Origin of the sequence: Acinetobacter sp. RW6 (genome assembly GCF_041956835.1) — a bacterium.
GTDB classification, from domain to species: Bacteria; Pseudomonadota; Gammaproteobacteria; order Pseudomonadales; family Moraxellaceae; genus Acinetobacter; species Acinetobacter calcoaceticus.
Window position 1 is genome coordinate 2719361 of the sequence record NZ_CP167121.1, and the last position, 22891, is coordinate 2742251.

Annotated in this window: 22 protein-coding genes and 4 tRNA genes; 3 read left to right on the forward strand and 23 right to left on the reverse strand. The window is 40.3% G+C overall.

The features are described 5' to 3' along the window. Nucleotides 1–33 precede the first annotated feature (33 nt). Both ACB088_RS12845 and ACB088_RS12850 read right to left on the reverse strand, forming a co-directional pair. Nucleotides 34–1356, reverse strand: coding sequence for an MFS transporter (locus ACB088_RS12845; protein ID WP_375037158.1), 1323 nt, complete (start codon nucleotides 1354–1356; stop codon nucleotides 34–36). 227 nt (nucleotides 1357–1583) lie between these two features. After that, a complete protein-coding gene (locus tag ACB088_RS12850) occupies nucleotides 1584–2804 on the reverse strand; it encodes an acyl-CoA dehydrogenase (protein WP_375037159.1) in 1221 nt (406 codons plus the stop codon). A 246-nt stretch (nucleotides 2805–3050) separates the two neighbouring features. Here ACB088_RS12850 and ACB088_RS12855 point away from each other — a divergent pair, with 246 nt between their 5' ends. After that, a complete protein-coding gene (locus ACB088_RS12855; RefSeq protein WP_375037160.1) occupies nucleotides 3051–4001 on the forward strand; it encodes a LysR substrate-binding domain-containing protein in 951 nt (316 codons plus the stop codon). Nucleotides 4002–4098: 97 nt separating this feature from the next. Here ACB088_RS12855 and ACB088_RS12860 read toward each other — a convergent pair whose 3' ends face one another. Then, entirely contained in the window at nucleotides 4099–5274 is a 1176-nt protein-coding gene (locus tag ACB088_RS12860) for a zinc-binding dehydrogenase (RefSeq protein ID WP_375037161.1), read from the reverse strand. Nucleotides 5275–5676: 402 nt separating this feature from the next. On the opposite strand from ACB088_RS12860, the gene add reads away from it, so the two are divergent. Then, nucleotides 5677–6672, forward strand: coding sequence for an adenosine deaminase (add, locus tag ACB088_RS12865; protein WP_375037162.1), 996 nt, complete (start codon nucleotides 5677–5679; stop codon nucleotides 6670–6672). Between the two features lie 341 nt (nucleotides 6673–7013). On the opposite strand, the gene ACB088_RS12870 is transcribed toward add, so the two are convergent. The 14 genes from ACB088_RS12870 to rpe form a co-directional block, all read right to left on the reverse strand. Next, nucleotides 7014–7090 (reverse strand) — tRNA-Pro (locus tag ACB088_RS12870). Between the two features lie 4 nt (nucleotides 7091–7094). Beyond that, nucleotides 7095–7170, reverse strand: a tRNA-His gene (locus ACB088_RS12875). Between the two features lie 32 nt (nucleotides 7171–7202). Further along, nucleotides 7203–7279: transfer RNA gene (locus ACB088_RS12880), tRNA-Arg, on the reverse strand. A 56-nt stretch (nucleotides 7280–7335) separates the two neighbouring features. Then, nucleotides 7336–7412: transfer RNA gene (locus ACB088_RS12885), tRNA-Pro, on the reverse strand. Between the two features lie 142 nt (nucleotides 7413–7554). Further along, nucleotides 7555–8619 carry a quinolinate synthase NadA gene (gene nadA / locus ACB088_RS12890; RefSeq protein WP_375038806.1) on the reverse strand — a complete coding sequence of 355 codons (1065 nt, stop codon included), beginning with the start codon at nucleotides 8617–8619 and terminating at the stop codon, nucleotides 7555–7557. A gap of 145 nt (nucleotides 8620–8764) precedes the next feature. After that, on the reverse strand, nucleotides 8765–9985 hold the full coding sequence (argJ, locus tag ACB088_RS12895) for a bifunctional glutamate N-acetyltransferase/amino-acid acetyltransferase ArgJ (RefSeq protein ID WP_375037163.1): 1221 nt from the start codon (nucleotides 9983–9985) through the stop codon (nucleotides 8765–8767). A gap of 133 nt (nucleotides 9986–10118) precedes the next feature. After that, nucleotides 10119–10598, reverse strand: coding sequence for a methylated-DNA--[protein]-cysteine S-methyltransferase (locus ACB088_RS12900; RefSeq protein WP_092710139.1), 480 nt, complete (start codon nucleotides 10596–10598; stop codon nucleotides 10119–10121). Between the two features lie 11 nt (nucleotides 10599–10609). Further along, nucleotides 10610–10930 (reverse strand): multidrug efflux SMR transporter, encoded by a 321-nt coding sequence (locus ACB088_RS12905; protein ID WP_003655889.1) that lies wholly within the window; start codon nucleotides 10928–10930, stop codon nucleotides 10610–10612. Between the two features lie 149 nt (nucleotides 10931–11079). Beyond that, nucleotides 11080–12075, reverse strand: coding sequence for a cation transporter (locus tag ACB088_RS12910; protein ID WP_231761872.1), 996 nt, complete (start codon nucleotides 12073–12075; stop codon nucleotides 11080–11082). Between the two features lie 28 nt (nucleotides 12076–12103). Next, the gene (locus ACB088_RS12915) at nucleotides 12104–12859 is read right to left on the reverse strand and encodes a copper resistance protein B (protein WP_375037164.1); all 756 of its coding nucleotides are present in this window, start codon (nucleotides 12857–12859) and stop codon (nucleotides 12104–12106) included. Further along, complete coding sequence (locus ACB088_RS12920; RefSeq protein WP_375037165.1) at nucleotides 12846–14780, reverse strand: copper resistance system multicopper oxidase; 1935 nt, start codon at nucleotides 14778–14780, stop codon at nucleotides 12846–12848. Before ACB088_RS12920 ends, ACB088_RS12915 begins: the two co-directional genes overlap by 14 nt. Before the next feature lie 40 nt (nucleotides 14781–14820). Continuing rightward, entirely contained in the window at nucleotides 14821–15216 is a 396-nt protein-coding gene (locus tag ACB088_RS12925) for a hypothetical protein (RefSeq protein WP_003655883.1), read from the reverse strand. 104 nt (nucleotides 15217–15320) lie between these two features. Further along, on the reverse strand, nucleotides 15321–16142 hold the full coding sequence (locus ACB088_RS12930) for a Cof-type HAD-IIB family hydrolase (RefSeq protein ID WP_092710132.1): 822 nt from the start codon (nucleotides 16140–16142) through the stop codon (nucleotides 15321–15323). 356 nt (nucleotides 16143–16498) lie between these two features. Then, nucleotides 16499–17185 carry a ribulose-phosphate 3-epimerase gene (gene rpe / locus ACB088_RS12935; protein ID WP_092710129.1) on the reverse strand — a complete coding sequence of 229 codons (687 nt, stop codon included), beginning with the start codon at nucleotides 17183–17185 and terminating at the stop codon, nucleotides 16499–16501. Nucleotides 17186–17369: 184 nt separating this feature from the next. Here rpe and ACB088_RS12940 point away from each other — a divergent pair, with 184 nt between their 5' ends. After that, nucleotides 17370–17642 carry a DUF2218 domain-containing protein gene (locus tag ACB088_RS12940; RefSeq protein WP_000843452.1) on the forward strand — a complete coding sequence of 91 codons (273 nt, stop codon included), beginning with the start codon at nucleotides 17370–17372 and terminating at the stop codon, nucleotides 17640–17642. Here ACB088_RS12940 and fghA read toward each other — a convergent pair whose 3' ends face one another. The 6 genes from fghA to ACB088_RS12970 form a co-directional block, all read right to left on the reverse strand. Then, nucleotides 17643–18488: an S-formylglutathione hydrolase gene (fghA, locus tag ACB088_RS12945; RefSeq protein ID WP_375037166.1), complete on the reverse strand. Its 846-nt coding sequence runs from the start codon at nucleotides 18486–18488 to the stop codon at nucleotides 17643–17645. It lies immediately after the preceding gene. Next, the gene (locus tag ACB088_RS12950; RefSeq protein ID WP_375037167.1) at nucleotides 18457–19908 is read right to left on the reverse strand and encodes a C13 family peptidase; all 1452 of its coding nucleotides are present in this window, start codon (nucleotides 19906–19908) and stop codon (nucleotides 18457–18459) included. Before ACB088_RS12950 ends, fghA begins: the two co-directional genes overlap by 32 nt. 136 nt (nucleotides 19909–20044) lie before the next feature. Next, a complete protein-coding gene (locus ACB088_RS12955) occupies nucleotides 20045–20836 on the reverse strand; it encodes a class I SAM-dependent methyltransferase (RefSeq protein ID WP_375037168.1) in 792 nt (263 codons plus the stop codon). 11 nt (nucleotides 20837–20847) lie between these two features. Beyond that, nucleotides 20848–21513 carry a tRNA (adenosine(37)-N6)-threonylcarbamoyltransferase complex dimerization subunit type 1 TsaB gene (gene tsaB / locus ACB088_RS12960; protein WP_375037169.1) on the reverse strand — a complete coding sequence of 222 codons (666 nt, stop codon included), beginning with the start codon at nucleotides 21511–21513 and terminating at the stop codon, nucleotides 20848–20850. A 136-nt stretch (nucleotides 21514–21649) separates the two neighbouring features. Beyond that, entirely contained in the window at nucleotides 21650–22177 is a 528-nt protein-coding gene (locus ACB088_RS12965; protein ID WP_375038807.1) for a gamma carbonic anhydrase family protein, read from the reverse strand. A 19-nt stretch (nucleotides 22178–22196) separates the two neighbouring features. Beyond that, nucleotides 22197–22826: a CoA pyrophosphatase gene (locus tag ACB088_RS12970; RefSeq protein ID WP_375037170.1), complete on the reverse strand. Its 630-nt coding sequence runs from the start codon at nucleotides 22824–22826 to the stop codon at nucleotides 22197–22199. Nucleotides 22827–22891 lie beyond the last annotated feature (65 nt).

Consider the following 22891-nt stretch of genomic DNA (forward strand, 5'->3'; position numbering starts at 1 on the left):
TAGAAGGCACTCAAAGTGCCTTCTTGTCATTGTTTATGATTGTTTTTGCGGATCGTACTGACGATCTTTAATAAATAAGCCTGGCAATACACCCGCAACAAAATATGCAGCGCCCATCACAATAAAGGCCATGGTAAACGTACCCCCTGATGCCAAGAAACCAATCGTAGCTGGTGCAATTGCTGCTCCGACTCGACCAATGTTATAAGCACCGCCAATGGCTGTTCCGCGCACATCGGTTGAAAAACTTTCAGCCATATAAGTCGCGTTCACACCGTATGGAATTCCATATAAGAAGCCAAAGGTGATCAATAGATACAAAATATTGTCAGGGGTATTGAAGAAAATAATGATTGGCAAGAACACGGCGCTGGCAATTGTTCCAAACACAAAAACAGCACGGCGGTTAAATTTGTCAGCAAGATAGCCCGCTAAAATTTTGCCTAGAATCATTGCGGTATATGAACCCACCATATAACTGGTTAAGTTTTTAAAGTTCATATGCACTTCTGTTTCTAAATAACTTGGCATCCAGTTGTTAATGCCGTAATAACCAAACTGTAAGAAGAATGCTGTAGTCATCCACAACAAAAACATTTTACGGTGCTTAAAGTTATTAAAAATTTGCTTATAGATACTGCTACTTTTTGGTTTCTCAGTCGCTACAATTTCTTTAGGCTGTCTATTGCCTTGTAAGCTTTCAATTTTGGTGAGCTGCCAAGATTTCGGCTCTGGCACAAATCGTTGTAGGAAAATATTAACAAAAGCAGGCACCACGGTCAGAAAGAACAAAATACGCCAGCCATGATCGGGAATAATTGCACCAGCTAACAGCGTCGCAGCAATATAGCCCACTGTTTGGCCAGTCTGTAACGTGCCCAATACGGTTGTACGGTAAGTTGTCGGCACATATTCAGCCATTAAGGTATTACAGGCCATATAGAGTGCTCCGATTCCTAAAGCACCAATAAAGCGTAAAGCCATAAATTGTTCAAAGCTTTGCGTAAAACCCAATAAACAGGTTGCTACTGAAAAGAAGGTCACTGAGTTAGCAATGGTTCTTACACGACCAAACTTGTCACATGCCCAGCCACCTAAAATACCGCCAACGCCCATACCCGCTAACGACGCACTACCCAATGCACCTGCTTGAAAGGTACTTAAACCAAACTCTGCCTTTAAACTGGTTAAGCTATAAGATAGCAGCATAATATCAATGCCATCGACCACCATCGCAAAATAGGCAAATAGCAACGCCCATTTCCATGTATGAGGTCCGATCTTTTCATATGTTCCAAGGTTACTTGGAAATGTATTTCTTAATTCTTTCGATATTACTTGAACGTCATTGTTCATCATTAGTTCCTCATTTTCCCAAATGAGTCATCGATAGCTTACTTATGTTTTCTGTATGACTTAATCTTCTATACTTTTCATCATCTTACATTTAGTTTTAAGTACACAGAGGCACATCTTCACATGAGTATCCTTACGATGAATCTTGTCATTATCCATAAATTTTTGCGTAAAAATCCCTAAAGGTGCTCTCGAAAGAACACCTCTATCTTTTAAAAATGAATGAGTTAGTTACTAAATGCTGCGATGCCTGTTTGTGCACGGCCTAAAATCAAGGCATGAACGTCATGTGTACCCTCGTAGGTATTCACAACTTCAAGATTAACCAAATGACGGGCCACACCAAACTCATCGCTAATACCGTTTCCACCCATCATGTCACGTGCCATGCGAGCAATATCAAGCGCCTTTCCACAGTTGTTACGCTTAATTAAAGATGTGCCTTCAACTGACGCAATACCTTCATCTTTCATGCGTCCGAAACGTAAAGCTATTTGCAAACCTAATGCAATTTCAGTTTGCATATCAGCCAGTTTCTTTTGAATCAACTGATTTGCAGCCAACGGACGGCCAAACTGTTTACGGTCCATTGTGTATCGATGTGCGGTATGCCAACAGAACTCGGCAGCACCCATTGCGCCCCATGCAATGCCATAGCGGGCACTATTTAAGCAAGTGAACGGACCACGTAATCCTCGAACTTCAGGGAATGCATTTTCTTCAGGCACAAAAACGTTATCCATCACAATTTCACCCGTAATCGATGCACGTAAACCGACCTTGCCATGAATGGCAGGTGCAGATAGCCCTTCCCAGCCCTTTTCTAAAATAAAGCCTCGAATATCACCCACATTACCTTCAGCAGAAACTTCTTTTGCCCACACTACAAACACATCAGCAATTGGGCTATTGGTAATCCACATTTTTGCGCCAGTTAAACGGTAACCACCGTCAACTTTTTTAGCACGTGTAATCATACTGCCCGGGTCTGAGCCATGGTCAGGTTCTGTTAAACCAAAACAGCCAATGTATTCACCAGTGGCAAGTTTAGGTAAGTACTTCTGCTTTTGTTCTTCAGTACCAAATTCATGAATTGGAACCATCACCAATGAGCTTTGTACACTCGCCATAGAGCGATAGCCCGAATCAACATATTCAATTTCACGCGCGACCAAACCGTAACTCACATAGTTCAAACCCGCGCCACCATATTGCTCAGGAATAGTTGGTCCCAGTAAACCGAGCTCTCCCATTTCACGAAAAATAGACGGATCTGTTTTTTCATGACGGAATTGTTCAAGTACACGTGGTTGCAAGCGTTCTTGGCAATAGGCATGAGCCGCATCACGAATCATGCGTTCATCTTCGGTAAGCTGTTGCTCAATTAAAAATGGGTCTTGCCAGTTAAATTGAACTTTTGCTTTTTTTGTTGTCACCATGTGATTCATCGCATCCTCTGCTTGATTTGATCTTCTTTATTTAACTCGATGTTATGCGTGAAAAATGCAGTAATCAAACGATAAATGTTCATGCACATATGCGACTTACGCATATTTAAAATAAGACGCATTAAATTTAGATATTTAATTCGTTGTATTTCATTAAAAATGGCTTATTTTTATACTAAACTCTGCTATCTGCATTTAGGTCATATGCTGTTTTGAAATATGACGACAAATAAAAGGATTTTATTTATGCGAAGAAGTATCCCGTCAATTCAGGGCCTGATTTGCTTTGAAAGTGCAGCAAAACATCTAAGTTATACCTATGCTGCGCAAGAGTTATTTATTACCCAAAGTGCGGTCTCTCGCCAAATTCAGCAGTTAGAAGATTTCTTGGGCGTAGAACTTTTTATACGTACTCGGCATGGCGTCGAGCTAACTATTGCGGGCCAACAATATTTTAAAAGCATTAAACCCTACTTGTTAGGGCTAGAGAAATGTACGGCCGATGTGATTTCTCATAAGGGTTTAGGTGGGACTCTAAAATTAGGTGTGGTTCCCACATTTGCAACGCGCTGGCTGTTACCCAAACTTCATCTTTTAAATCAAAAACACCCTGAAATTACGGTTCACTTAGAAACCAGTACCAAGCCTTTTTTATTTAATGACAATATTTTTGACGCAGCTATTTTTGCAGGTACCCAGCAGCAAATTGACCACTGGCCCGGCATACAAGCGCATTATTTAATGGATGAAGAAATTGTACCTGTGTGCTCACCAAGGCTGATCGAAAAGTATTTTCCAGATGCAGTGATGATCAATGAAAATACTTATGACTTAAGCTGCGAGGATTTACTAAAAATTCCCCTGCTACAACAAACCACTCGGCCTAGCATTTGGCAAGAATGGTTTCTGACTCATCACATGCAACACCCTAAGCCCTTTGATGGACAACGTCATGAGTTATTTTCAATGCTTGCTGTGGCCGCTAGCCATGACATGGGAATGGCCCTAATTCCGCAAATGTTGATTGAGTCGGAACTACAAAAAAAAGAACTTGTTATTGTTTCCAATAAAAAACTAAAAGGCAGCCGCAAGTACTACCTTATTCATTCAAGCCAAGACATCACACCGACCATTCAGAAATTTGTCGACTGGATTCACCACGAATTAGAGCAGCTAAAAAGTAACACAGCTCTATAGCTATTATTGAACATCCAATATTGCGATTTATACTCATAAAAAAAGGTTGTGATTAATGAGATCACAACCTTTTTAATTAACCGTAATTTACTTTGAATTAATGACTCATCAATTGAATATCTGAACCACTACGTTTCGGGTCAATCAAAATTTTGGCATGCTGTTCAGGGTCGCTTAACGCTTCAAATGCACTCGTAACACCCTCTAAACCCACAACACCGGTAATCAGTGGTGAGCAGTTCACTTTACCTTCTGCAATCATATGCAGGGCATCTCGAAACTCAAGCGGTGTATAGCCCAACACAAACTGAATTTCTAACTCTTTATTAATCGCAAGTGCAGGTTCTATTTTGTCACTTTGCATGCACACACCCACCCCGACAATTCGGGAAAACAAAGGTGCACCTTCAATAATTTGCTGTAAAACACCCGGTACGCCCACACACTCAAAAATAACAGGGCGTTTTGGCAAAGCGCCCAACTTATCAATCATGCGCCATCCATGCCACCATGGTAAGCGTGTCGCTTGCAACTTATCAAACAGCCCCATGCCCATATTAATTGCATCAGAAACATTGCCAAGCAAACCAAACTCTTTCCAGTTAGCAAATGGCGATGTTTCTTTAGGGTCAACCACAATATCAGCACCGCATTGTTCGGCAAGTTTACGTCGGTTTGGAGAAAAGTCACTAGCAACTACAGTTTTAACCCCAGCCGCTTTAAGCATTAAAATAACACCTAGCCCGACAGGACCACAGCCAATCACAATAGCAGGTTCACTGGTTTTCACACGGCTACGGCGAACAGCATGCAATGCGACTGCCATAGGTTCAGTCATGGCAGCACTATCTGCATCTAGACCATTGGGTACTTCAAACATCAAGCTTGATTGAGCAAGTACCTGCTCGGCATAACCACCTGAAGCATTTGGAGAAAGCCCTGTAGATAAATAACCATGCTGATCTACATTTAAAAGAGGCATTGCACAAACAAGTGTATCGGCTTTAAATTTATGACGAGTTTTTGGGCCATAATCCAAAACTTTGCCACAAAACTCATGTCCCAGTACAAACGGGTCTGTGGACTTAGCTAAACCATTAAACCCGACACGTGCGGCTAAATCATGCATGTGGTCGCAGTGATGCTGCATATGCAAATCAGAGCCACAAATCCCGCATCGAACCACTTCTAATAACACCTGTCCTTTTGCAGGCGTTAATTTCGGTTGGTTCACCACTTCTAATTTTGCTTGATGACAAAGTACCGACTTCATTTGAACGCTTCCTATTTCTTCTTTTCATTTACTTGCCAGAAATAGATTTCTACAGATAAATTAATCGCCTTATCAGTTTGGTCTTTAGCAAGCCTTCACTCATATTTACAAGTAACAGATGAAATACCAATGACCATTCTTTAGCCAATCTATTTTTAAATAGTCAACAGTAGGTAGGCTCAGCGAGATTAAAAACAATAAAAATCTTAGTGCTTGTATCTTACACAGACTGCGTTATCTTCTTAGGCCAGAACAATGTCATCAAAATTAAAACTTAAACGAATATCTTAAGTTCAAAAAACTCAACTAAACCCCTTTTCACAAAAACATAGCAAATCCAAACTTTTATCAGTGACCCTAAACAGGCATGATGAATTGATACAAACAGATAAGAAGAAACCTATGATTACAAAAACACTTCCCCTTACAGATATACACCGCCACCTCGATGGCAATATCCGTATTCAAACTATTTTAGAATTAGGGCAACAATACCATTTAGATTTGCCTGTCTACGACATTGAATCTTTACGCCCACACGTACAAGTGATGGATAACCAACCAGATTTATTAAGTTTTTTATCGAAGCTGGATTGGGGGGTAAAAGTATTAGCGAGTTTAGATGCCTGCAAACGTATTGCTTTTGAAAACATGCAAGATGCTGCACAACAAGGCCTAGACTATGTAGAACTACGTTTTTCACCGGGTTATATGGGCATGACGCATCAACTACCGCTTGAAGGTGTTGTTGAAGCTGTTATTGCTGGCATAAAAGAAGGGAGTCAGACTTACGGGGTAAAAGCTAATTTAATTGGGATTATGAGTCGTACTTTTGGTCAAGAAGCCTGCGAAAAAGAATTAAATGCTCTACTTGCCCATAAAAATGATATTAAAGCGTTGGATCTCGCTGGAGACGAACTTGGTTTTCCGGGCAATTTATTTATTGATCACTTTAAAAAAGCACGTGATACAGGTTGGCATATTACGGTACATGCAGGTGAAGCTGCGGGTCCAGAAAGTATTTGGCAAGCAATTCAAGAATTAGGTGCTGAACGAATTGGACATGGTGTTAAAGCGGTTCAAGATTTGAAGCTTTTAGACTATTTAGCTAAACATGAGATTGGTATCGAGTCATGTCTCACCTCAAACATTCAAACCAACACAGTACCCTCACTAGCACAACATCCATTAAAGACTTTTTTAGAGCATGGTGTGCTTGCCACTATTAATACGGATGACCCTGCTGTAGAAGGTATTGAGATACAACATGAATATTTAAGTGCTGCCCCATTGGCAGGATTAACCCCTGAACAAATTTATACAGCTCAAGAAAATGGACTTAAAATCGCATTTTTATCAGATCAAGAAAAGGATGAGTTAAGACAAAAATATCAGTAACAGAGAACAGAGAACAGAGAACAGAGAACAGAGAACAGAGAACAGAGAACAGAGAACAGAGAACAGAGAACAGAGAACAGAGAACAGAGAACAGAGAACAGAGAACAGAGAACAGAGAACAGAGAACAGAGAACAGAGAACAGAGAACAGAGAACAGAGAACAGAGAACAGAGAACAGAGAACAGAGGTTATATGTATATAAGGAATACGAGTTCAAATATTGGAGGCGTTTGAATTAAAATTTCGAAATAGAAAACAAAAAAATTCCTTCTATCGATAAGATAAGAAGAAATTCTTTTTAATCTTTGGGATATTTTATAAAGCTTGAACGCTTTTAAATATGGTCGGAGCAGTAGGATTCGAACCTACGACCCCCTGGTCCCAAACCAGGTGCACTACCAGGCTGTGCTATGCTCCGAAATTGGGGTGAATGACGGGATTCGAACCCGCGACAACTGGAATCACAATCCAGGGCTCTACCAACTGAGCTACATCCACCATCAAATAGTTCTATGTACCAAGCTACCGAGTGGCGCGCCTGACAGGATTCGAACCTGTGACCATCCGCTTAGAAGGCGGATGCTCTATCCAACTGAGCTACAGGCGCTTAACCGATGATGCTTATCATGCGATACTTCGCCGATCTTAAAATATTATTTTAAGTGGTCGGAGCAGTAGGATTCGAACCTACGACCCCCTGGTCCCAAACCAGGTGCACTACCAGGCTGTGCTATGCTCCGATCTATCTCAGCTTTTGCTGTATCGCACATCGTGCGGTACGGTGTGCATTCTAGGCGCGACGCCCTCAGACGTCAACACCTATTGTCAAAAAAAGTTAAAAATCCTTATCAAATGTATATTTAACAAGCATTTTGAGTCTTTTTAACGCTTTAACGATGCACTAAAGGCTAACATTCGATCTAAAGGCATTTTGGCACGTTCAGCAAGCGCTGGATCCACGTGTATTTCCTGATCACCCTTTTGTAAAACTTCTAAAATTCCATCGAGTTCATTCATTGCCATCCACGGACAGTGTGCACATGAACGACAAGTTGCACCCTCACCTGCTGTTGGCGCCTCAACTAAAATCTTATTTGGTACAGCTTGCTGCATTTTGTAGAAAATACCACGGTCAGTTGCCACAATGAGTCTTTCATTTGGCAAAGTCTGCGCAGCTTTAATCAATTGAGAAGTACTACCTACCGCATCTGCAATTTCTACAACCGACTCTGGCGATTCTGGATGTACCAATACCGCTGCATCTGGATATAGTGCTTTCATGTTGGCAATGCCACGTGCACGGAATTCTTCATGCACAATACATGCGCCATCCCAAAGCAACATATCAGCACCGGTTTTCTTTTGAATATAACGGCCTAAGTGTTGATCTGGTGCCCAGATAATTTTTTCGCCCAAGCTATCAAGATGTTCAACAATTTCGACCGCACAGCTTGAAGTCACCACCCAGTCTGCTCGTGCTTTAACAGCTGCCGAGGTATTAGCATAGACAACTACGGTGTAGTCAGGGTGCTGATCACAAAAGGCCGTGAACTCATCAACCGGACAACCTAAATCGAGTGAACATGTCGCTTCGAGTGTCGGCATTAAAATGGTTTTTTCAGGAGACAGAATTTTTGCTGTTTCTCCCATAAATTTAACACCTGCCACAACCAGTGTAGAGGCAGCATGATCTCGTCCGAAACGGGCCATTTCTAAAGAGTCAGAAACACATCCACCTGTTTTTTCGGCAAGTTCCTGTACTTCAGGGTCGCAATAGTAGTGTGCAACAAGGACAGCATCACGTTTTTTGAGCTCTGCTTCGATCTGAGCAAACTTTTGTTGTTTTGCTTCTTCACTTAAGCTGTTGTCTTTTGGCTCACCTAAACGGTCTAAATGCGCTTGTACAATGTTTTTTGCATCGTTGGCAATTAAAGTCGCATCACTCATAAAAACGTCTTCTCTATCCTTCATGCTGGCATACCTGCTCGCATATAACGTTACTGCTTAAATGATTACTAACTTGAATCATTTAATATCAAAAGATGGGGCTAATAAAAAAGCCTCTTTGTCGAGGCTTGATTATAACTGATATTTAAGAACGGTAATCAGCATTAATTTTGACATAGTCGTAAGATAAGTCACAGGTATATACCGTGTCTTTGGCCTGACCGCGTCCTAAATCAACTCGAATGGTAATTTCTGTTTGTGCCATAACACGCGCACCCGCCTCTTCGGTATAGTCCTCGGCAGCTCCACCATCCTTACAGATTTGTACGTCATCTAGCCATACCTGAATTTTAGATACGTCTAAGTCTTTAACTCCTGCATAGCCAATCGCAGCTAAAATACGGCCCCAGTTCGGGTCAGATGCAAAAAGTGCGGTTTTTACTAACGGCGAATGAGCAATGCTATAAGCAATATCGCAACATTCTTGTGTGTTGCCACCGCCTTCTACAGCAACAGTAATAAACTTCGTTGCACCTTCGCCGTCACGTACAATTAACTGTGCTAAACGATTCATAACACGAGCCAGTACTTCTAACACCTGAGCGTAGCGTGCATCGTTAATTGAAGTAATTTCAGCTCCACCTGCCTGACCTGTTGCCACAAAAATACAAGAGTCATTGGTTGAGGTATCGCCATCAATCGTAATACGGTTAAATGAATGCTCAACCGTTGTCTTTAATAAGCTTTGTACTAAATCACGGCTAATAGGTGCGTCTGTAGCTACAAAGCTCAGCATGGTTGCCATGTTTGGACGAATCATGCCAGCGCCTTTACTAATACCTGTCATAGTATAAGTAATGCCATCTATCTCGAATTGTTCAGATGCACCTTTTGGTACTGTATCTGTGGTCATAATGCCAGATGCTGCGTCATACCAAGCAGCGTCTTGCAAAGTATTTAACGCAGGTCGAAGTCCAGAGAGTAAACGCTCCATTGGAAGCTGTTCGCCAATCACGCCTGTAGAAAACGGTAAAATCTCTGAGCTGTTTACCCCAGAAATCTCAGCTAATTTTGCGCAAGTATCTTGAGCATTTTTCAAGCCTGTAGGTCCAGTACCTGCATTGGCATTACCCGTATTAATCACTAAATAGCGAGGATTACCTTGGGTAAGATGGGCCTTAGAGACATGAACAGGTGCAGCACAAAATGCATTTTGGGTAAATACACCTGCAACATTTGAACCTTCTGCAAACTCAAAAATGACTAAATCTCGTCGGTTTGGGTAACGTACATATGCTTCTGTTGAGCCAATTTTTACACCTTTTACCACATGCATTTGTGGCATTGTTACGTCACCGACAGCCATTTTTAGAACATCCAGAGTTTGTTATGAATAAGACCAATATTTCAAAAAAGCAATGCAATGAAGCACACTCTTTATGAAATATCATTTTTGACAGCTTAGTAGAAAAGTCTAAAAAAATCGAGCGCAAAACGGCTCATTGTTGCTCTAGCTTTAATAAAATATCTTTCTTATCAAGACCACCAGCAAAACCAACTAATGCCCCACCCGCACCAATTACTCGGTGACAAGGCGCAATAATCGAAATCGGGTTTTTCCCATTTGCAGCGCCCACTGCTCGTACAGCTTTTTCATTACCAATTTGAATTGCGATTTCTTTATAACTTCTTGTTTCCCCATAAGGGATGGTGAGTAACGCAGCCCATACCTGTTTTTGAAATGCGGTTCCTTCGAAATCTAGTGGCAAAGAAAACTCACAGCGCTTGCCTTCAAAATATTCTTCTAATTGTTGCTCAGTCTTTAATAAAACTGGATGTTCGACTTGTTCGACCAGCTCAGCCAGCCGAACACGTTTTGGATTTTCATTTTCCCAGAGTACTGCCACTAAAGCATTTTCATTCGCAACCAGCTTTAATTGCCCAACAGGCGAATTGATATACTTATAAGACAGCAACATAGTTTATTCTCTTAGGACGGCGACGAAATTTTCATTAAAACCAAACCTGACACAATCAGTACAGCGGCAATCATTCGCATAGCTCCAATTGGTTCATTGAGAAAAAATATGCCCACTAAAAATGATCCAATTGCGCCAATTCCTGTCCAAACCGTATAGGCAGTGCCAAGAGGTAAAGTTTTCATTGAAATTGAAAGTAGAACTACACTCAAAATCATAAAAACTACCGTAATAATACTAGGGGTTAAGCGTGTAAAACCTTCGGACATTTTCATAGAATATGCCCAAATGATTTCAAATACACCTGCTAAGATTAAAATAGCCCAAGCCATAACATTCACTAATTTTTATATTGTCAGGTCGTCCCGACATGATTACCCATTATGGGGGAGGTCGTTCCTCCTTTATGTGAGGACTCAGTTTACTTTAAAATAAAAAATGAAGGCAAACCCTATCTAAAGCTAGCCTGTCTTAGAAAATCTTATTGGTTTTTTAACTGTAAAATTTTTCGGGCACTATTTAAAACAAATAAAACAATAATCAGTCCAATAATTAAATCAGGATAAGGAGAACCTGTCATTGCAACCAATATTCCCGCAACAATAACACCTAAGTTTACAATGACATCATTTGCAGAAAAGATATAACTCGCCTTCATGTGTGCCCCACTCTCTTTATGGTCACTCATTAAATAAAGGCAACTAATATTGGCTGCAAGCGCTAATCCACCAATTAAAATCATGAGAATTGAAACAGGTTCACTGCCATATATAAAGCGACGCAGCACATCAATTAACACAATGATGGCTAAGCCGAACTGCAACCAACCAGATAAATGTGCAGCCTTTAATTGAGCATTAAGATTTTTACCTACCACAAATAAGGCAATGCCATAAATTGCAGCATCGGCAAACATATCAAGCGAATCGGCGATTAGCCCTGTCGATGAAGCAATAATGCCTGCCATAAACTCAATGACAAACATGACACCATTAATCAGTAACAACCATTGTAAAACTTGCTTTTGTGCTGCATTCATTGAAGAACTGGCTCTAACCTTTTTAGGTTTTTCAACAGGTTCATAATGTGGCTGCGTTTGTTGTAACTCGGCTCCTAATCCTAGACGCTGTAGGCTTTGGGTAATCATTTCAGCTTGAGCACTGTGATAAATCGCCAAATGGCGTGCTGGTAAGTCAAAATTAAGTTCCTGAATATCGTCAGCGTAAGAGGCTAAAGCCATCCGTACCATTTGCTCTTCGGCTGCACAATCCATGTGAGGAATATGATAATAACTCACCCATTGGCTCTTCTTAGCCCCGAGTTCACTAGGCGTAGAATACTCCTGAGAAGGCATGCTTGAGCACCCGCAGCTAGAACTACTTTTACTTAAATGTATTTGATTCTCTTGTTTTTCTAAAGCCATCTGTGCACCATAACTGACACAAAAAACAATGCCATTAGTATAAACCAATGGCATGTCGTTAAGCTTACTTTTTGTTCTGCAATTAGAATTTTAGTGTTAACCCTGCTCCATAATACCAACCATGTTCAGAGTCGGTTCCAGTTTGCCAAGCAGTTTGTTTTAAGCCTTTTTCATAGCCATAACCGACATCAACAAATGGCATTACCTTTTTATTGATTTCATAACGGGTTTGAAAGCCAGCTTGTAAACTTGATAAACCTGTTTTACTGGCATAGCGAGATTCATCTTGCAAAACAACGTCTGCTTTTAAATAAGGTTTACCAATCAACTTTTGGGTAAAGAGTAAGTCTCTTTCCGTCTCTAAGCTTAGCTTCCATAGCTGGTCCTCGCCTGCATAAAGATATGTATCGGTTTCAAAAAAGTAAGGTGCCATGCCATGTAAACCAACTACACCAGCCCAGCGATCTTGCTTTTGGTCTTCCCGCTGTAAACGCTCGTAATTTACCCCAGCCTGTACATCCCAATAATCAGCTACATTTCGGCTGTAAAGTAATGAAGCGCCGTAATTAGCATCTTCCGACTCAGCTTTTTCAACATGAGCTTTGATGAATAATTTATTTTCATCAGTTCCCACCCAACTTTCTAATTCAGAAGAAAAACTACCTTCCCCTTCTTCATTTTGAGTCCATCCAGTATCAATCGTAGTCGCCTGATAAACCTGTCCACCATGTTCGCGTAAATGATCATGTGTTAAAGGTTCTTGAGCGAAACTAAATACAGATATGCTAGAGAAAACACCGCAACATATCATTTGAGAAAATAACTTAGTGATGTGCATGACTAGCTCCTTTCTCATTTTCAGATTGAACAGGTGCTTGAGATGCTGGTTCTGCCCCATCATTCACTTGAGCCACAATCAACTTATTCATCATCCCTGCACTCATGTGATAGAGCAAATGACAATGAATCGCCCATTCTCCTAATGCATCGGCTGTCAATAACGCAGTAACGGTCTTTCCTGGTGGAACAATAACGGTATGTTTATTTGGCAAGTTTTCAGCTTGTTGACCATTTTCCAATTGCATGAACATGCCATGTAAATGCATTGGGTGAGCCATCATGCTGTCATTCACGAACTTCAAGCGAATACGTTCGCCATATTTAACTTGCAATGGCTCAGCTTCGCTAAATTTCTTGCCATTAATGGTCCAGATATAACGCTCCATGTTTCCGCCTAAACGAATGACTAATTCTCGTTCCGGCGCACGGGTGTCAGGCTGAGGCGTTAAAGACTGCAAATCACTATACTGCAATGCTTTCATACCGGCTGGTGTTGAAGCATTTGCCCAGCCATACACCGGCTCATCTTTTTTAACTGTAGTTTTAGATTGAGCAGGCATCTCATGATTCATATTCATCATAGCGTGATCATGCTCGCTAGATGGCTTTACCTGCATATCGTGTTTCATTTCAGGCATCACTGACATGTCGTGCTTCATTTGCATCATAGAATGATCATGTTCGCCAGATGACATATCTTTCATACCATGGTCCATTTTCATCATTGCATGATCATGATTAGCATGGCTTGTCTCTTTTTTCATTTCTGGCATAGCAGACATGTCATGTTGCATGTTCATCTGATGGCCAGCATGTTCATCACTCGCTCCATCACCATGACTCATGCCCATATCATCCATGGTCAATAAAGATCGCGGACGTGGCTGTGGCATTTGAATTGGACCAACCACCTGAGTATTTTCATCATGCAAAGTACCAATAGCAAAACCACTACGGTCAATTGACTCTGCTTCAATCTGATAGCTTGCCTGTTTAGGTTCAACAATCACATCGTAGGTTTCGGCTGTGCCAATACGAAACTCATCAATTGCAACAGGTTTTACTGGCTGCCCATCTGCACTCACGACTGTCATTTTCAAGTTTGGAATTCTGACATCAAAAAATGACATTGCCGATGCGTTAATAAATCGTAATCGAACCTTATCTCCCGCCTTAAAATCCCCTGTCCAGTTTTGCTGCGGTGTCTTACCGTTGACTAAGAAGGTATAACCCGTCACATCAGACATATCGGTTTTTAACATCCGCATCTGGTTCCACATCGAACGATCTTGCCAAGTTGCTTTTAAGCCTTGAGCTTTAACCTGCTTCCAGACATCAGATACGGTTTCACGGCGATTTTGATAATACTCAGCAGATTTTTTCAAATTCTTCATAATGCTATCGCTAGAAGAGTTATGAAAATCTGAAAGCATCACAACATAATCACGGTCAGTTTTTTCATGTGCTGCAACTGGTGTTCTCCCTTTCGGATAAATCACGAGTGGGCCATATAAACCGTCTTGCTCTTGGCCTTTACTATGGGCGTGATACCAATAGGTGCCGTTTTGTTTCACCTTAAAGCGGTAAACAAAATCTCCGTTTGGAGCAATTCCTTTAAAACCATTGAAACCCGGTACGCCATCCATTAACCCTGGCAGTAACAACCCATGCCAGTGCAAAGACGTATCCTGATTCTTTAATTGGTTATGAACATGAATAACAGCCTCATCTCCTTCCTCAAACTCAAGGAGTGGTGCTGTAAACTTGCCATTTACCGTAATTCGTTTGAGCGGCTGACCGGTAACATTGACCTGTTGTTCATTAATATTAAGGTGATATTCCTTAATTGCCGCGAGGGACCATGGTGAAACCAATAGCCCAAATACAGCGACTAAGCTGCTAATTGTTTTATGAGACATTGCTGTAATCCTTTTTAATTAAAAAATAAGTAAGAAAGGATTAAGCTTTAGGAGGACGTAAAATTTCTTGCCAGTATCCGGCTAAATGCTGAGCCTGATAAATACTGCTAAATTGAGACGATATGGGAACAAATTGTGATTCAAGGTCTGGGACCGCTTGTTGCAGAGCCAGATTCACGATTTGGCAATGTACGGGGTTACAGTCCTTACAATGCTCACCGTGCGAATGAAGAGACTGCGTCATGGTTTGATGACATACAGTCTGATCATCTGCTTGAACATGTACAGAGTGATGAGTCATTTTTTCACTATGACACGGCATCGTGTGAAGATCGTGCTGCATAGGCGTCTGAGCAATAGACACACCACTCCACCCAATGACCAAAGTCATTAGGAACACAAACCAAGCATACTTGCGTAAGTGTTGTAGGGCCATTGTCGTTTATTGCCTTATGCAATTTATATATCTTAGGTGCATTAGCATAACTAAGTTTTAAAAGAGATACAATTTTTCCATCTTAACTGTTTGTTTTAAATTAATTAAACAAATGGTGATTGATGCTGAAGCACTAAATCAATCACTTGCAATGCACCCTCTTGCTCATTACTCACAGTCGTATACGGTGCTACTGCTTTTAAAGCTTCTACTGCATTTTCAACCGCAAACCCATAACCCACTGCTTTAATCATCTGGATATCATTATTATTGTCACCAATTGCAACCACTTGATCAGGTTCAACCTGCCATTTTTCTAATAGAAGCTTCAAACCATGTGCTTTATGCTGGTCAGGAAGAATAAGATCGATAAAGTCAAAACCACTTGAAACGGGAACTAATAATTGATCTGCAACAAAACTTTGCTGCTGAAGATCTTGAAAAATAGCAAAACTTTCGTTTTTCTGAGCAATAAAAGTAATTTTGCACACCAAATCTTTTAATGCATAAAAATCCTCTACAACTATTAGCTTTTCAAAGTATCGAGCGACCTTAGCATAGTCATCGGCTTGCATAGACTTGTGTACATAAGCGCTCTGCTTTCCGCAGATCACCATTTTAGATATATAGGTTGAATCAATTGCTTTTAATGTCTCAATAAATTGTTGCTGACTTAAATGAGCAAAAGCTATTTCTTGCCCTGCATCTAAAACATGTGCGCCATTTTCTGCAATAAAAGCAATTTCATGACTAATTTCTGGAAAGTAGGTAACAAGCTTTGCGAGTTGGTTACCACTGGCAACCACAAAATGAATATTATTTTGTTTGAGTTGTTCGTACTGTTTTAAAAAACGTGCTTTGTTGTACTGCTTCTTAGAATTAAGAAAAGTCCCATCCATATCTACCGCTAAAATTTTTATCGTCATTAATTATCTAGATCTCTTACTAAAATCTTATTAAACCAAATTTAGCTTTATTTTTCATGACACTTTTACAGTTTTACATCTATATATCTATTAAAAGACGTACACACAGTATTATCGTTTTTTGCACAGGTTATTTTTTAGTAAAGCTTAATAAAAAACCAGCTAATAAAATATCCAACCCGCATAAAAAAAGAACGCCAAAACGTTCTTTTTTCACACATTCAGCCTAGAGAATAAGCAGTTGATCTAATTTTGTTTATTTTACCAACATCTTATCCATATGGTTATCAACACAGTTATCCATATAGTTATAAACAAAGTTATCCACAAGCTTCCCCTTGATTAAGCATACTTTTTTAAGCGTCTACACTACCTACTTTCGCAAGTTCTGCACGCATTTGATCAATTACAACTTTATAATCTGGTTGACCAAAAATGGCTGAACCAGCTACAAACATATCTGCACCAGCTTCTGCAATTTCACGAATATTTGCAGGACCAACACCACCGTCTACCTCTAAACGAATATCACGACCACTCGCATCAATAATTTTACGAGCTTCACGCAATTTTTCTAAGGTCATTGGAATGAACTTTTGCCCACCAAAGCCAGGGTTCACACTCATGATTAAAATTTGGTCAACTTTATCAAGCACATAATCTAAATAGTGTAATGGCGTTGCAGGGTTAAATACTAAACCGGCTTTTGCCCCACCTGATTTAATCAGCTGTAATGAACGGTCAATGTGATGAGAGGCTTCTGGGTGAAACGTAATAATATCAGCACCAGCTTCCAGAAAGTCTCCAATAATGCGGTCAACCGGAGACACCATTAAATGCACATCAACAGGCGCTGTAATCCCGTAACTTTTTAAAGCCTTACAAATGCCAGCACCAAAAGTTAAATTTGGAACATAGTGGTTATCCATTACATCAAAATGCACTACATCTGCACCTGCGGCTAACACTTTGTCTACATCTTCGCCTAAACGAGCAAAATCGGCAGATAAAATAGAAGGAGCAATCAAATAAGGCTTGGACATAAGTGGATGACCTGGCTAAGAGTTTAAGGAGAGGCTTAAAATTATAACAAAAAACCGTCTACTTGGCCTGCTCTTCCTTGCTCAAATCGCAACATTTCAAACTTGCAACGTAACGTTGCAACATTAGAATGCTAAGCGCTAAATGAATTTGTTAAGGTACATTAAAGTAATGTGAGGATTGATAATGAAAAGCACAACTCATCTATTAACAAATGATGGTAAACGTATTGCAAAACGTCTAGTTAATCATTGGAAACACAAATTTGAAGTACAAGAGACTGAACAAGATTTCAAAATCTTAATGCCTACAGCAACCATTACGCTTGCACCTGAAACAGAGCAGCTAAACGTTGCTATTGATAGTCAGCTAGATGACCATGACCACTTAGAAAAAGTCGTGCTTGATCATCTAAACCGCATGGCTCAACAAGAATTTCAGGTGGAATGGCAGCATTAATTAGCCATTTACCTTTTCTAACTGGATTGCATGAAACTGTAAATGCTCATCCATAAAGGTTTGAATAAAGTAATAGCCATGATCATAGCCAACATGTTGCCTTAAAGTTAAAGGTTGTCCTGCTTTTAAACATGCTTGCTTAAATTTTTCAGGGTGAAGCTGTTCATAAAATTGGTCATCCAATCCCTGATCAACCAAAATTTCGTCAAATACTGCACCATTTTTTAAGACTAAAGCAGTAGCATCATGAGCAAGCCAGCTTTCTTGGTCATTCCCCAAATAGTGAGTAAAGGCTTTTTCACCCCACGCACATTCAGTTGGTGCACAGATCGGTGCAAAAGCAGATACAGACTTGAACTTCTCAGGATATTTAAACGCCAAAGTTAATGCGCCATGGCCACCCATTGAGTGCCCAAAGATACCGACTTGTTGAGCATTTACAGGAAAGCTTTTCAAAATGAGTGGATATAACTCATCAATCAAATAGCTTTCCATTTGATAATGCTCAGACCAAGGTGTTTGCGTTGCATTAATATAGAAACCTGCGCCTTGCCCTATATCCCAATTATCCCCTGCTGCAACATTTTCTCCACGAGGAGAAGTGTCCGGTGTAATCAGTATTAAACTTAACTGTGCCGCCATATGTTGTGCATGTGCTTTTATGGCAAAGGTTTCTTCAGTACAAGTTAAACCTGCTAAATAAAACAAGGTTGAACAAGCTTTACCTTCTAATGCAGCTGGTGGCAAATACACGCCAAACTTAGCTGGCCCTTTTAATAACCGAGATTCAAATTGGTAAACACGTTGCTCACCTTCAAAGCAGCGGTTTTTTTGCAGGAGTTGCATCGTTTTTGGCCTCTGTTTTTGTTTGAGCAATATCTACACTACCAGTATTTTGCTGAGGAAATAGATACTTTTCCAATTGAGGTAGCATAAGTTCCATATTTTTACCAATCATCCACTGAGGCTCTGAAGGTTCTACACCTTGAGCCACTTCCCATTTGGTTACAGTTTGCTTAGCTGTGTTAAACGAATCTTTCATCGAAGATTGCTCTCGCATAGCCAAATCAAAGAAAGCTCGACCAAAATAAGTATAGTCAGCTTCGTTATTACATCCAAAAGAAGTTTTATCAGCAGCAGATGCAGTAATAATTAAAGTATCAGGAGACTGTAAGGCAGGAATAAAGCTTCCTGAATAACAGGCAGAAATAACAATTACACGCCAGCGAATACCAGATTTATCAAGTGTTTCACGCAACCATTTAGGGTCTACTTGCCCTAGATCTAATGGCGCATTTTCAATTTCGAAGTGATTCTGTTCACCGTGTGAAGTCATATATAGAAATAGTACATCACTATCACGGTTCATTTGCTGACCCATACGGCGTAGGGCTAACTCTATACTGGTTTTAGAGGCAATGGGGATTTCTGTACGGGTGTCTGGATTATTGACCAACATCATCGAACGACCCACAGTAGCAAAGCGTGTATCAAACTGTTCTTTAATCCGGACTACTTCCGATTTAAAAACGTCTTGGTAGCTATCACCTGCCACACCTAAAAAATACCAATGACTTTTTGCCTGCTCACCATATTGGACTTGCTCTAAAGAATCATTCAGCAGCTTACTTTGTGCATAAAAAGCATCTTCAGCAAATGTTGGAGCCGAATCTTCGACCTTCCAAATCGGTTGATCTTTTACAGAAAGTTGCCAGACCACCATCGTCGCAATAGTCGCAACCATGACAAGTGCACGTTCCCACCAAGGCCACTTGAGCTCACGTGAGAAAACCCAAATCACCGCTAAACTTTGCCATACGAACAAAGCCACAAATAGGCTTGGTAAAATTCCGTTATAAATAGCATCTGGAATAAAGTTGAGATAACCGTTAGAACCTAAATACTGAATTAAACATTGAATTAATAAGATATTTGTATCTAGAACCAACCAAAGTAAAGCAGGTACTAGCATTAAGCGAGGTTGGTTGGTGCGCTGTGATAAAAATATACCAACAATTAAGGCAATAAATGGCCAAAGTGCGTAACCAATTAAACCTTGTGAATTGAAATCACCAATTTGACCGGCCACAAGCCAGCTATAAAGAGAGTTAGTACATCCCCCTAAAATTCCCCAGACAATGAGCTGAAGAATAGATGGATGTACAATTTGTAAAGAACGTCTTGATCCCAAAAACAGCCACATTCCGGCAATTTGGTTGCTTTTAAAATCATGCCAAAAGTTAATGGAGGGTTTAAGATCAATCATAAAAGGTTTTCAAAAATTTCGTTTTTGTCAGGCATCTTAAGTGTATGCCTGCTAAGAATTTTAGCAATCATGCTTTTGAACTATATCACATATATTTGTGCATTATTCAAGCAATAAAACCTAACCTTACATAAGCCTACTGAAAATACGCATCAAAACGACAAGCATCTCCTTGCCATTGATGAGCTGGCTCTTGATTTGCCAAGAAAATAGCATGCCGTGGCCGTTTAACCACTACACGTTTAGCAACTTTCTGTGCCAAAACCAGCAAATTATCACCCAAATCCATCTCACCATCTTCGGGTAAAAGTAGATGTAAAAGCTGCATCTGTTTTTTAACTTGAGCTTGTTTTTTGATTGCTTGGTGATTCTGATCACGCTGTGGGAACATCGGATCGAGATAAACCACATCAACCATTGAAGCTGTTTGCTGTAACTGTTGTAAATAACTTGCAGAGTCAGCAAAGATCAGTTGAATCCGATCCATAAACTGAGTTAAAAAGCCATCTTGTTCAGCTTGAGCTTTTGCATCTTCAAGTAAGGTAAATAAAATCGGATGGCGCTCAACCAATTGTATTTGTGCGCCAAGATAAGCCATGAGTAAACTATCGTGCCCTAAACCAGCTGTAGCATCAATTAAGATAGGTTTTTCACCTAACTGACAAGCCCGAGCAATCATTTCTGATTTAAGACTTGCACGTTTTAAACGGGAAATTTCGGCTTTCCAGTCGGGCTGCATTTTCATGCCATTTGCAGATAACCATAGCCCGTTTTCATCTACACAAAGTGCCAAATCAGGATTTAAACGCAAAAAACGTGCATTGAGCTTTTCAACTGGCTGCAAATCGACAGTCACACCTCTAGAACAAAGCACAGCTTGGTAGTGCTGTGCTTTGCCTTGAAAATCTACTTCAAAATATATGTGCATGAGTAGTGCCTTTATTTTGCTTTACCCTGATCTGCTATTTTTTTCCATGCATCATCACGTAAATAAACAGGTAAAGCATGTTCAGCATCAACCCACTGCTTTTGCGCTGCATAAACACGTGCAATAGAAGCAATATCTTGTGCTGTTGCAGTGATTGTTTGATGTTGTGCATCAGCTTGAAGGAGCTTCGCACCCGAACCAATTAAGCAATGCTTTGCATAAGCAGCTGCTTGCTCATAGCCCATTAATTTTTCTTCATCAATACATTGCATAATTCCATGCTCATCTAGAACAAAACTTGCAATATAAACTTCATTCATACGAGCATCGAGAACCGCAGTCACCTGTTCCAAACCTTCAAGTCGGTATGCTGCTTGTGCTAAAGCTTGCAAACTCGAAACGGGAATAACGGGTAAATCTTGTGACCATGCCAAAGCCTGAGTCACAGCTGCATTAATTCGGACACCACTAAAAGAACCCGGCCCACGGCTAAAGGCAATTGCATCCAGACCAACAACCTCAAGACCTGTTTGTTGTAGCCCCTGCTCAATCATCGGCAAAATGGTCTGGGTTTGTGCTTTCGCCCGCGTATCGAGTTGAAAAAACAGTTCTTGGGTTTCATCGACTAATGAGATAGAACACTGCTCATTTGCAGTTTCCAACGCCAGCAATTTCATGCACAACCTTAGTATTAAATCAGATTAAAAACGGGAGTTATGATACCCCACTCGGCTCTGATAGGCGAGTCGTTCTCTGTCTAAATAAAAATGCCAAGATTTAACTTGGCATAAAAAATATTTTGCTAAAAAAGAGTTAAAAGTGAAATTCTTTTAAATCACTATAACTTTTAAAATGTTCAGCATAATGCAATGCACTCAACCGTATTTTTGCCGCACCGTCCTCATCTAAAGTCTTAACAATTTTGCCGGGCGATCCCATCACCACCGAATTATCTGGAATGATTTTCCCTTCCGGAATTAATGCGTTAGCACCAATAATACAATTTTTACCAATCACAGCGCGATTTAAAACTACGGCATTCATACCAATCAAACTATTATCACCAATCGTGCAGCCATGTAGCATGACTTTATGCCCAACGGTGACATATTCACCAATATTTAGCTCAAGCCCAGCATCGGTATGTAAAACTGAATTTTCTTGAATATTAGAGAAATCACCAATTCGAACTACACAGTTATCGGCACGTACTACAGCTCCAAACCAGATGCTGACTTGACGCCCCAACTCTACTTGTCCAATCAACGTTGCTGTTGGTGCAACCCAACCATCCCATGGTTCATATAATGCTTTTGGGTGCTGTCCTTGATAGCTATACATCATAATTTATCAATCCTGATCATTTATTCTTATGAGAAAATTTTGGCATGCCAAATGTTGGTGAGTTGAGTAAAAATGGCCACTCTTTCTGATAACCCAATCCATATTTAAACAGAGCAACTAACATACGAGCAGTTAAACCCCAAATAATTTCATTATCAATCTGTAAACTTGGAAAATATAAAGATTGATGGGCATAACGTACTTCGTAAGGCATGGGTCTTGTATCGATTAACTCTTGCAAAGGCACAAAAAAAATTCGATCAATTTCAGTAGGCTGAGGTATTAAGTTAACCTCTGGAGGAATAAGCCCAACGATCGGTTTTACAGACAACCCGCTTCTTGCACGTTGCATGGGCAAATCGCCGAGCAACTGCACATCAAAAGGATTTAAAGCGGTCTCTTCCTGAGCTTCTCTTAATGCCACCACAATATTACTGGTATCACTAGGATCACGCTTTCCACCCGGAAAAGAAACTTCCCCCGCATGGTTGTTCATATGTATTGAACGGCGTGTAAGCAGTACCTTTGGATTATTTTCATTTGTAATAGCAATCAGTACTGCAGCTTGTGCTTCTTGTATGCGGGTGGAAAAGCGCAATCTTTGCTGTAACTTTTGTGTTAGCAAGTGCTCTTCCATACCATTCACCTATTATTCTGTATCTCTTTGCATCATATCTGAAAAATAAACTTAGGGAATAGAGTTGATGCGTA

Excerpts from the sequence above, each read along its gene's own strand:
- ACB088_RS12905 (WP_003655889.1), bottom strand. The coding sequence starts at position 10,930 with ATGGCTTGGGCTATTTTAATCTTAGCAGGTGTATTTGAAATCATTTGG.
- ACB088_RS12925 (WP_003655883.1), bottom strand. The coding sequence starts at position 15,216 with ATGGCCCTACAACACTTACGCAAGTATGCTTGGTTTGTGTTCCTAATG.
- ACB088_RS12845 (WP_375037158.1), bottom strand. The coding sequence starts at position 1,356 with ATGAACAATGACGTTCAAGTAATATCGAAAGAATTAAGAAATACATTT.
- ACB088_RS12860 (WP_375037161.1), bottom strand. The coding sequence starts at position 5,274 with ATGAAGTCGGTACTTTGTCATCAAGCAAAATTAGAAGTGGTGAACCAA.
- add (WP_375037162.1), top strand. The coding sequence starts at position 5,677 with ATGATTACAAAAACACTTCCCCTTACAGATATACACCGCCACCTCGAT.
- ACB088_RS12955 (WP_375037168.1), bottom strand. The coding sequence starts at position 20,836 with ATGCACATATATTTTGAAGTAGATTTTCAAGGCAAAGCACAGCACTAC.
- ACB088_RS12920 (WP_375037165.1), bottom strand. The coding sequence starts at position 14,780 with ATGTCTCATAAAACAATTAGCAGCTTAGTCGCTGTATTTGGGCTATTG.
- ACB088_RS12915 (WP_375037164.1), bottom strand. The coding sequence starts at position 12,859 with ATGCACATCACTAAGTTATTTTCTCAAATGATATGTTGCGGTGTTTTC.
- rpe (WP_092710129.1), bottom strand. The coding sequence starts at position 17,185 with ATGTCCAAGCCTTATTTGATTGCTCCTTCTATTTTATCTGCCGATTTT.
- ACB088_RS12950 (WP_375037167.1), bottom strand. The coding sequence starts at position 19,908 with ATGATTGATCTTAAACCCTCCATTAACTTTTGGCATGATTTTAAAAGC.
- fghA (WP_375037166.1), bottom strand. The coding sequence starts at position 18,488 with ATGCAACTCCTGCAAAAAAACCGCTGCTTTGAAGGTGAGCAACGTGTT.
- nadA (WP_375038806.1), bottom strand. The coding sequence starts at position 8,619 with ATGAGTGATGCGACTTTAATTGCCAACGATGCAAAAAACATTGTACAA.
- ACB088_RS12850 (WP_375037159.1), bottom strand. The coding sequence starts at position 2,804 with ATGAATCACATGGTGACAACAAAAAAAGCAAAAGTTCAATTTAACTGG.
- ACB088_RS12900 (WP_092710139.1), bottom strand. The coding sequence starts at position 10,598 with ATGTTGCTGTCTTATAAGTATATCAATTCGCCTGTTGGGCAATTAAAG.
- ACB088_RS12855 (WP_375037160.1), top strand. The coding sequence starts at position 3,051 with ATGCGAAGAAGTATCCCGTCAATTCAGGGCCTGATTTGCTTTGAAAGT.
- ACB088_RS12940 (WP_000843452.1), top strand. The coding sequence starts at position 17,370 with ATGAAAAGCACAACTCATCTATTAACAAATGATGGTAAACGTATTGCA.
- ACB088_RS12910 (WP_231761872.1), bottom strand. The coding sequence starts at position 12,075 with ATGCCATTGGTTTATACTAATGGCATTGTTTTTTGTGTCAGTTATGGT.
- argJ (WP_375037163.1), bottom strand. The coding sequence starts at position 9,985 with ATGGCTGTCGGTGACGTAACAATGCCACAAATGCATGTGGTAAAAGGT.
- ACB088_RS12930 (WP_092710132.1), bottom strand. The coding sequence starts at position 16,142 with ATGACGATAAAAATTTTAGCGGTAGATATGGATGGGACTTTTCTTAAT.
- ACB088_RS12965 (WP_375038807.1), bottom strand. The coding sequence starts at position 22,177 with ATGTATAGCTATCAAGGACAGCACCCAAAAGCATTATATGAACCATGG.
- tsaB (WP_375037169.1), bottom strand. The coding sequence starts at position 21,513 with ATGAAATTGCTGGCGTTGGAAACTGCAAATGAGCAGTGTTCTATCTCA.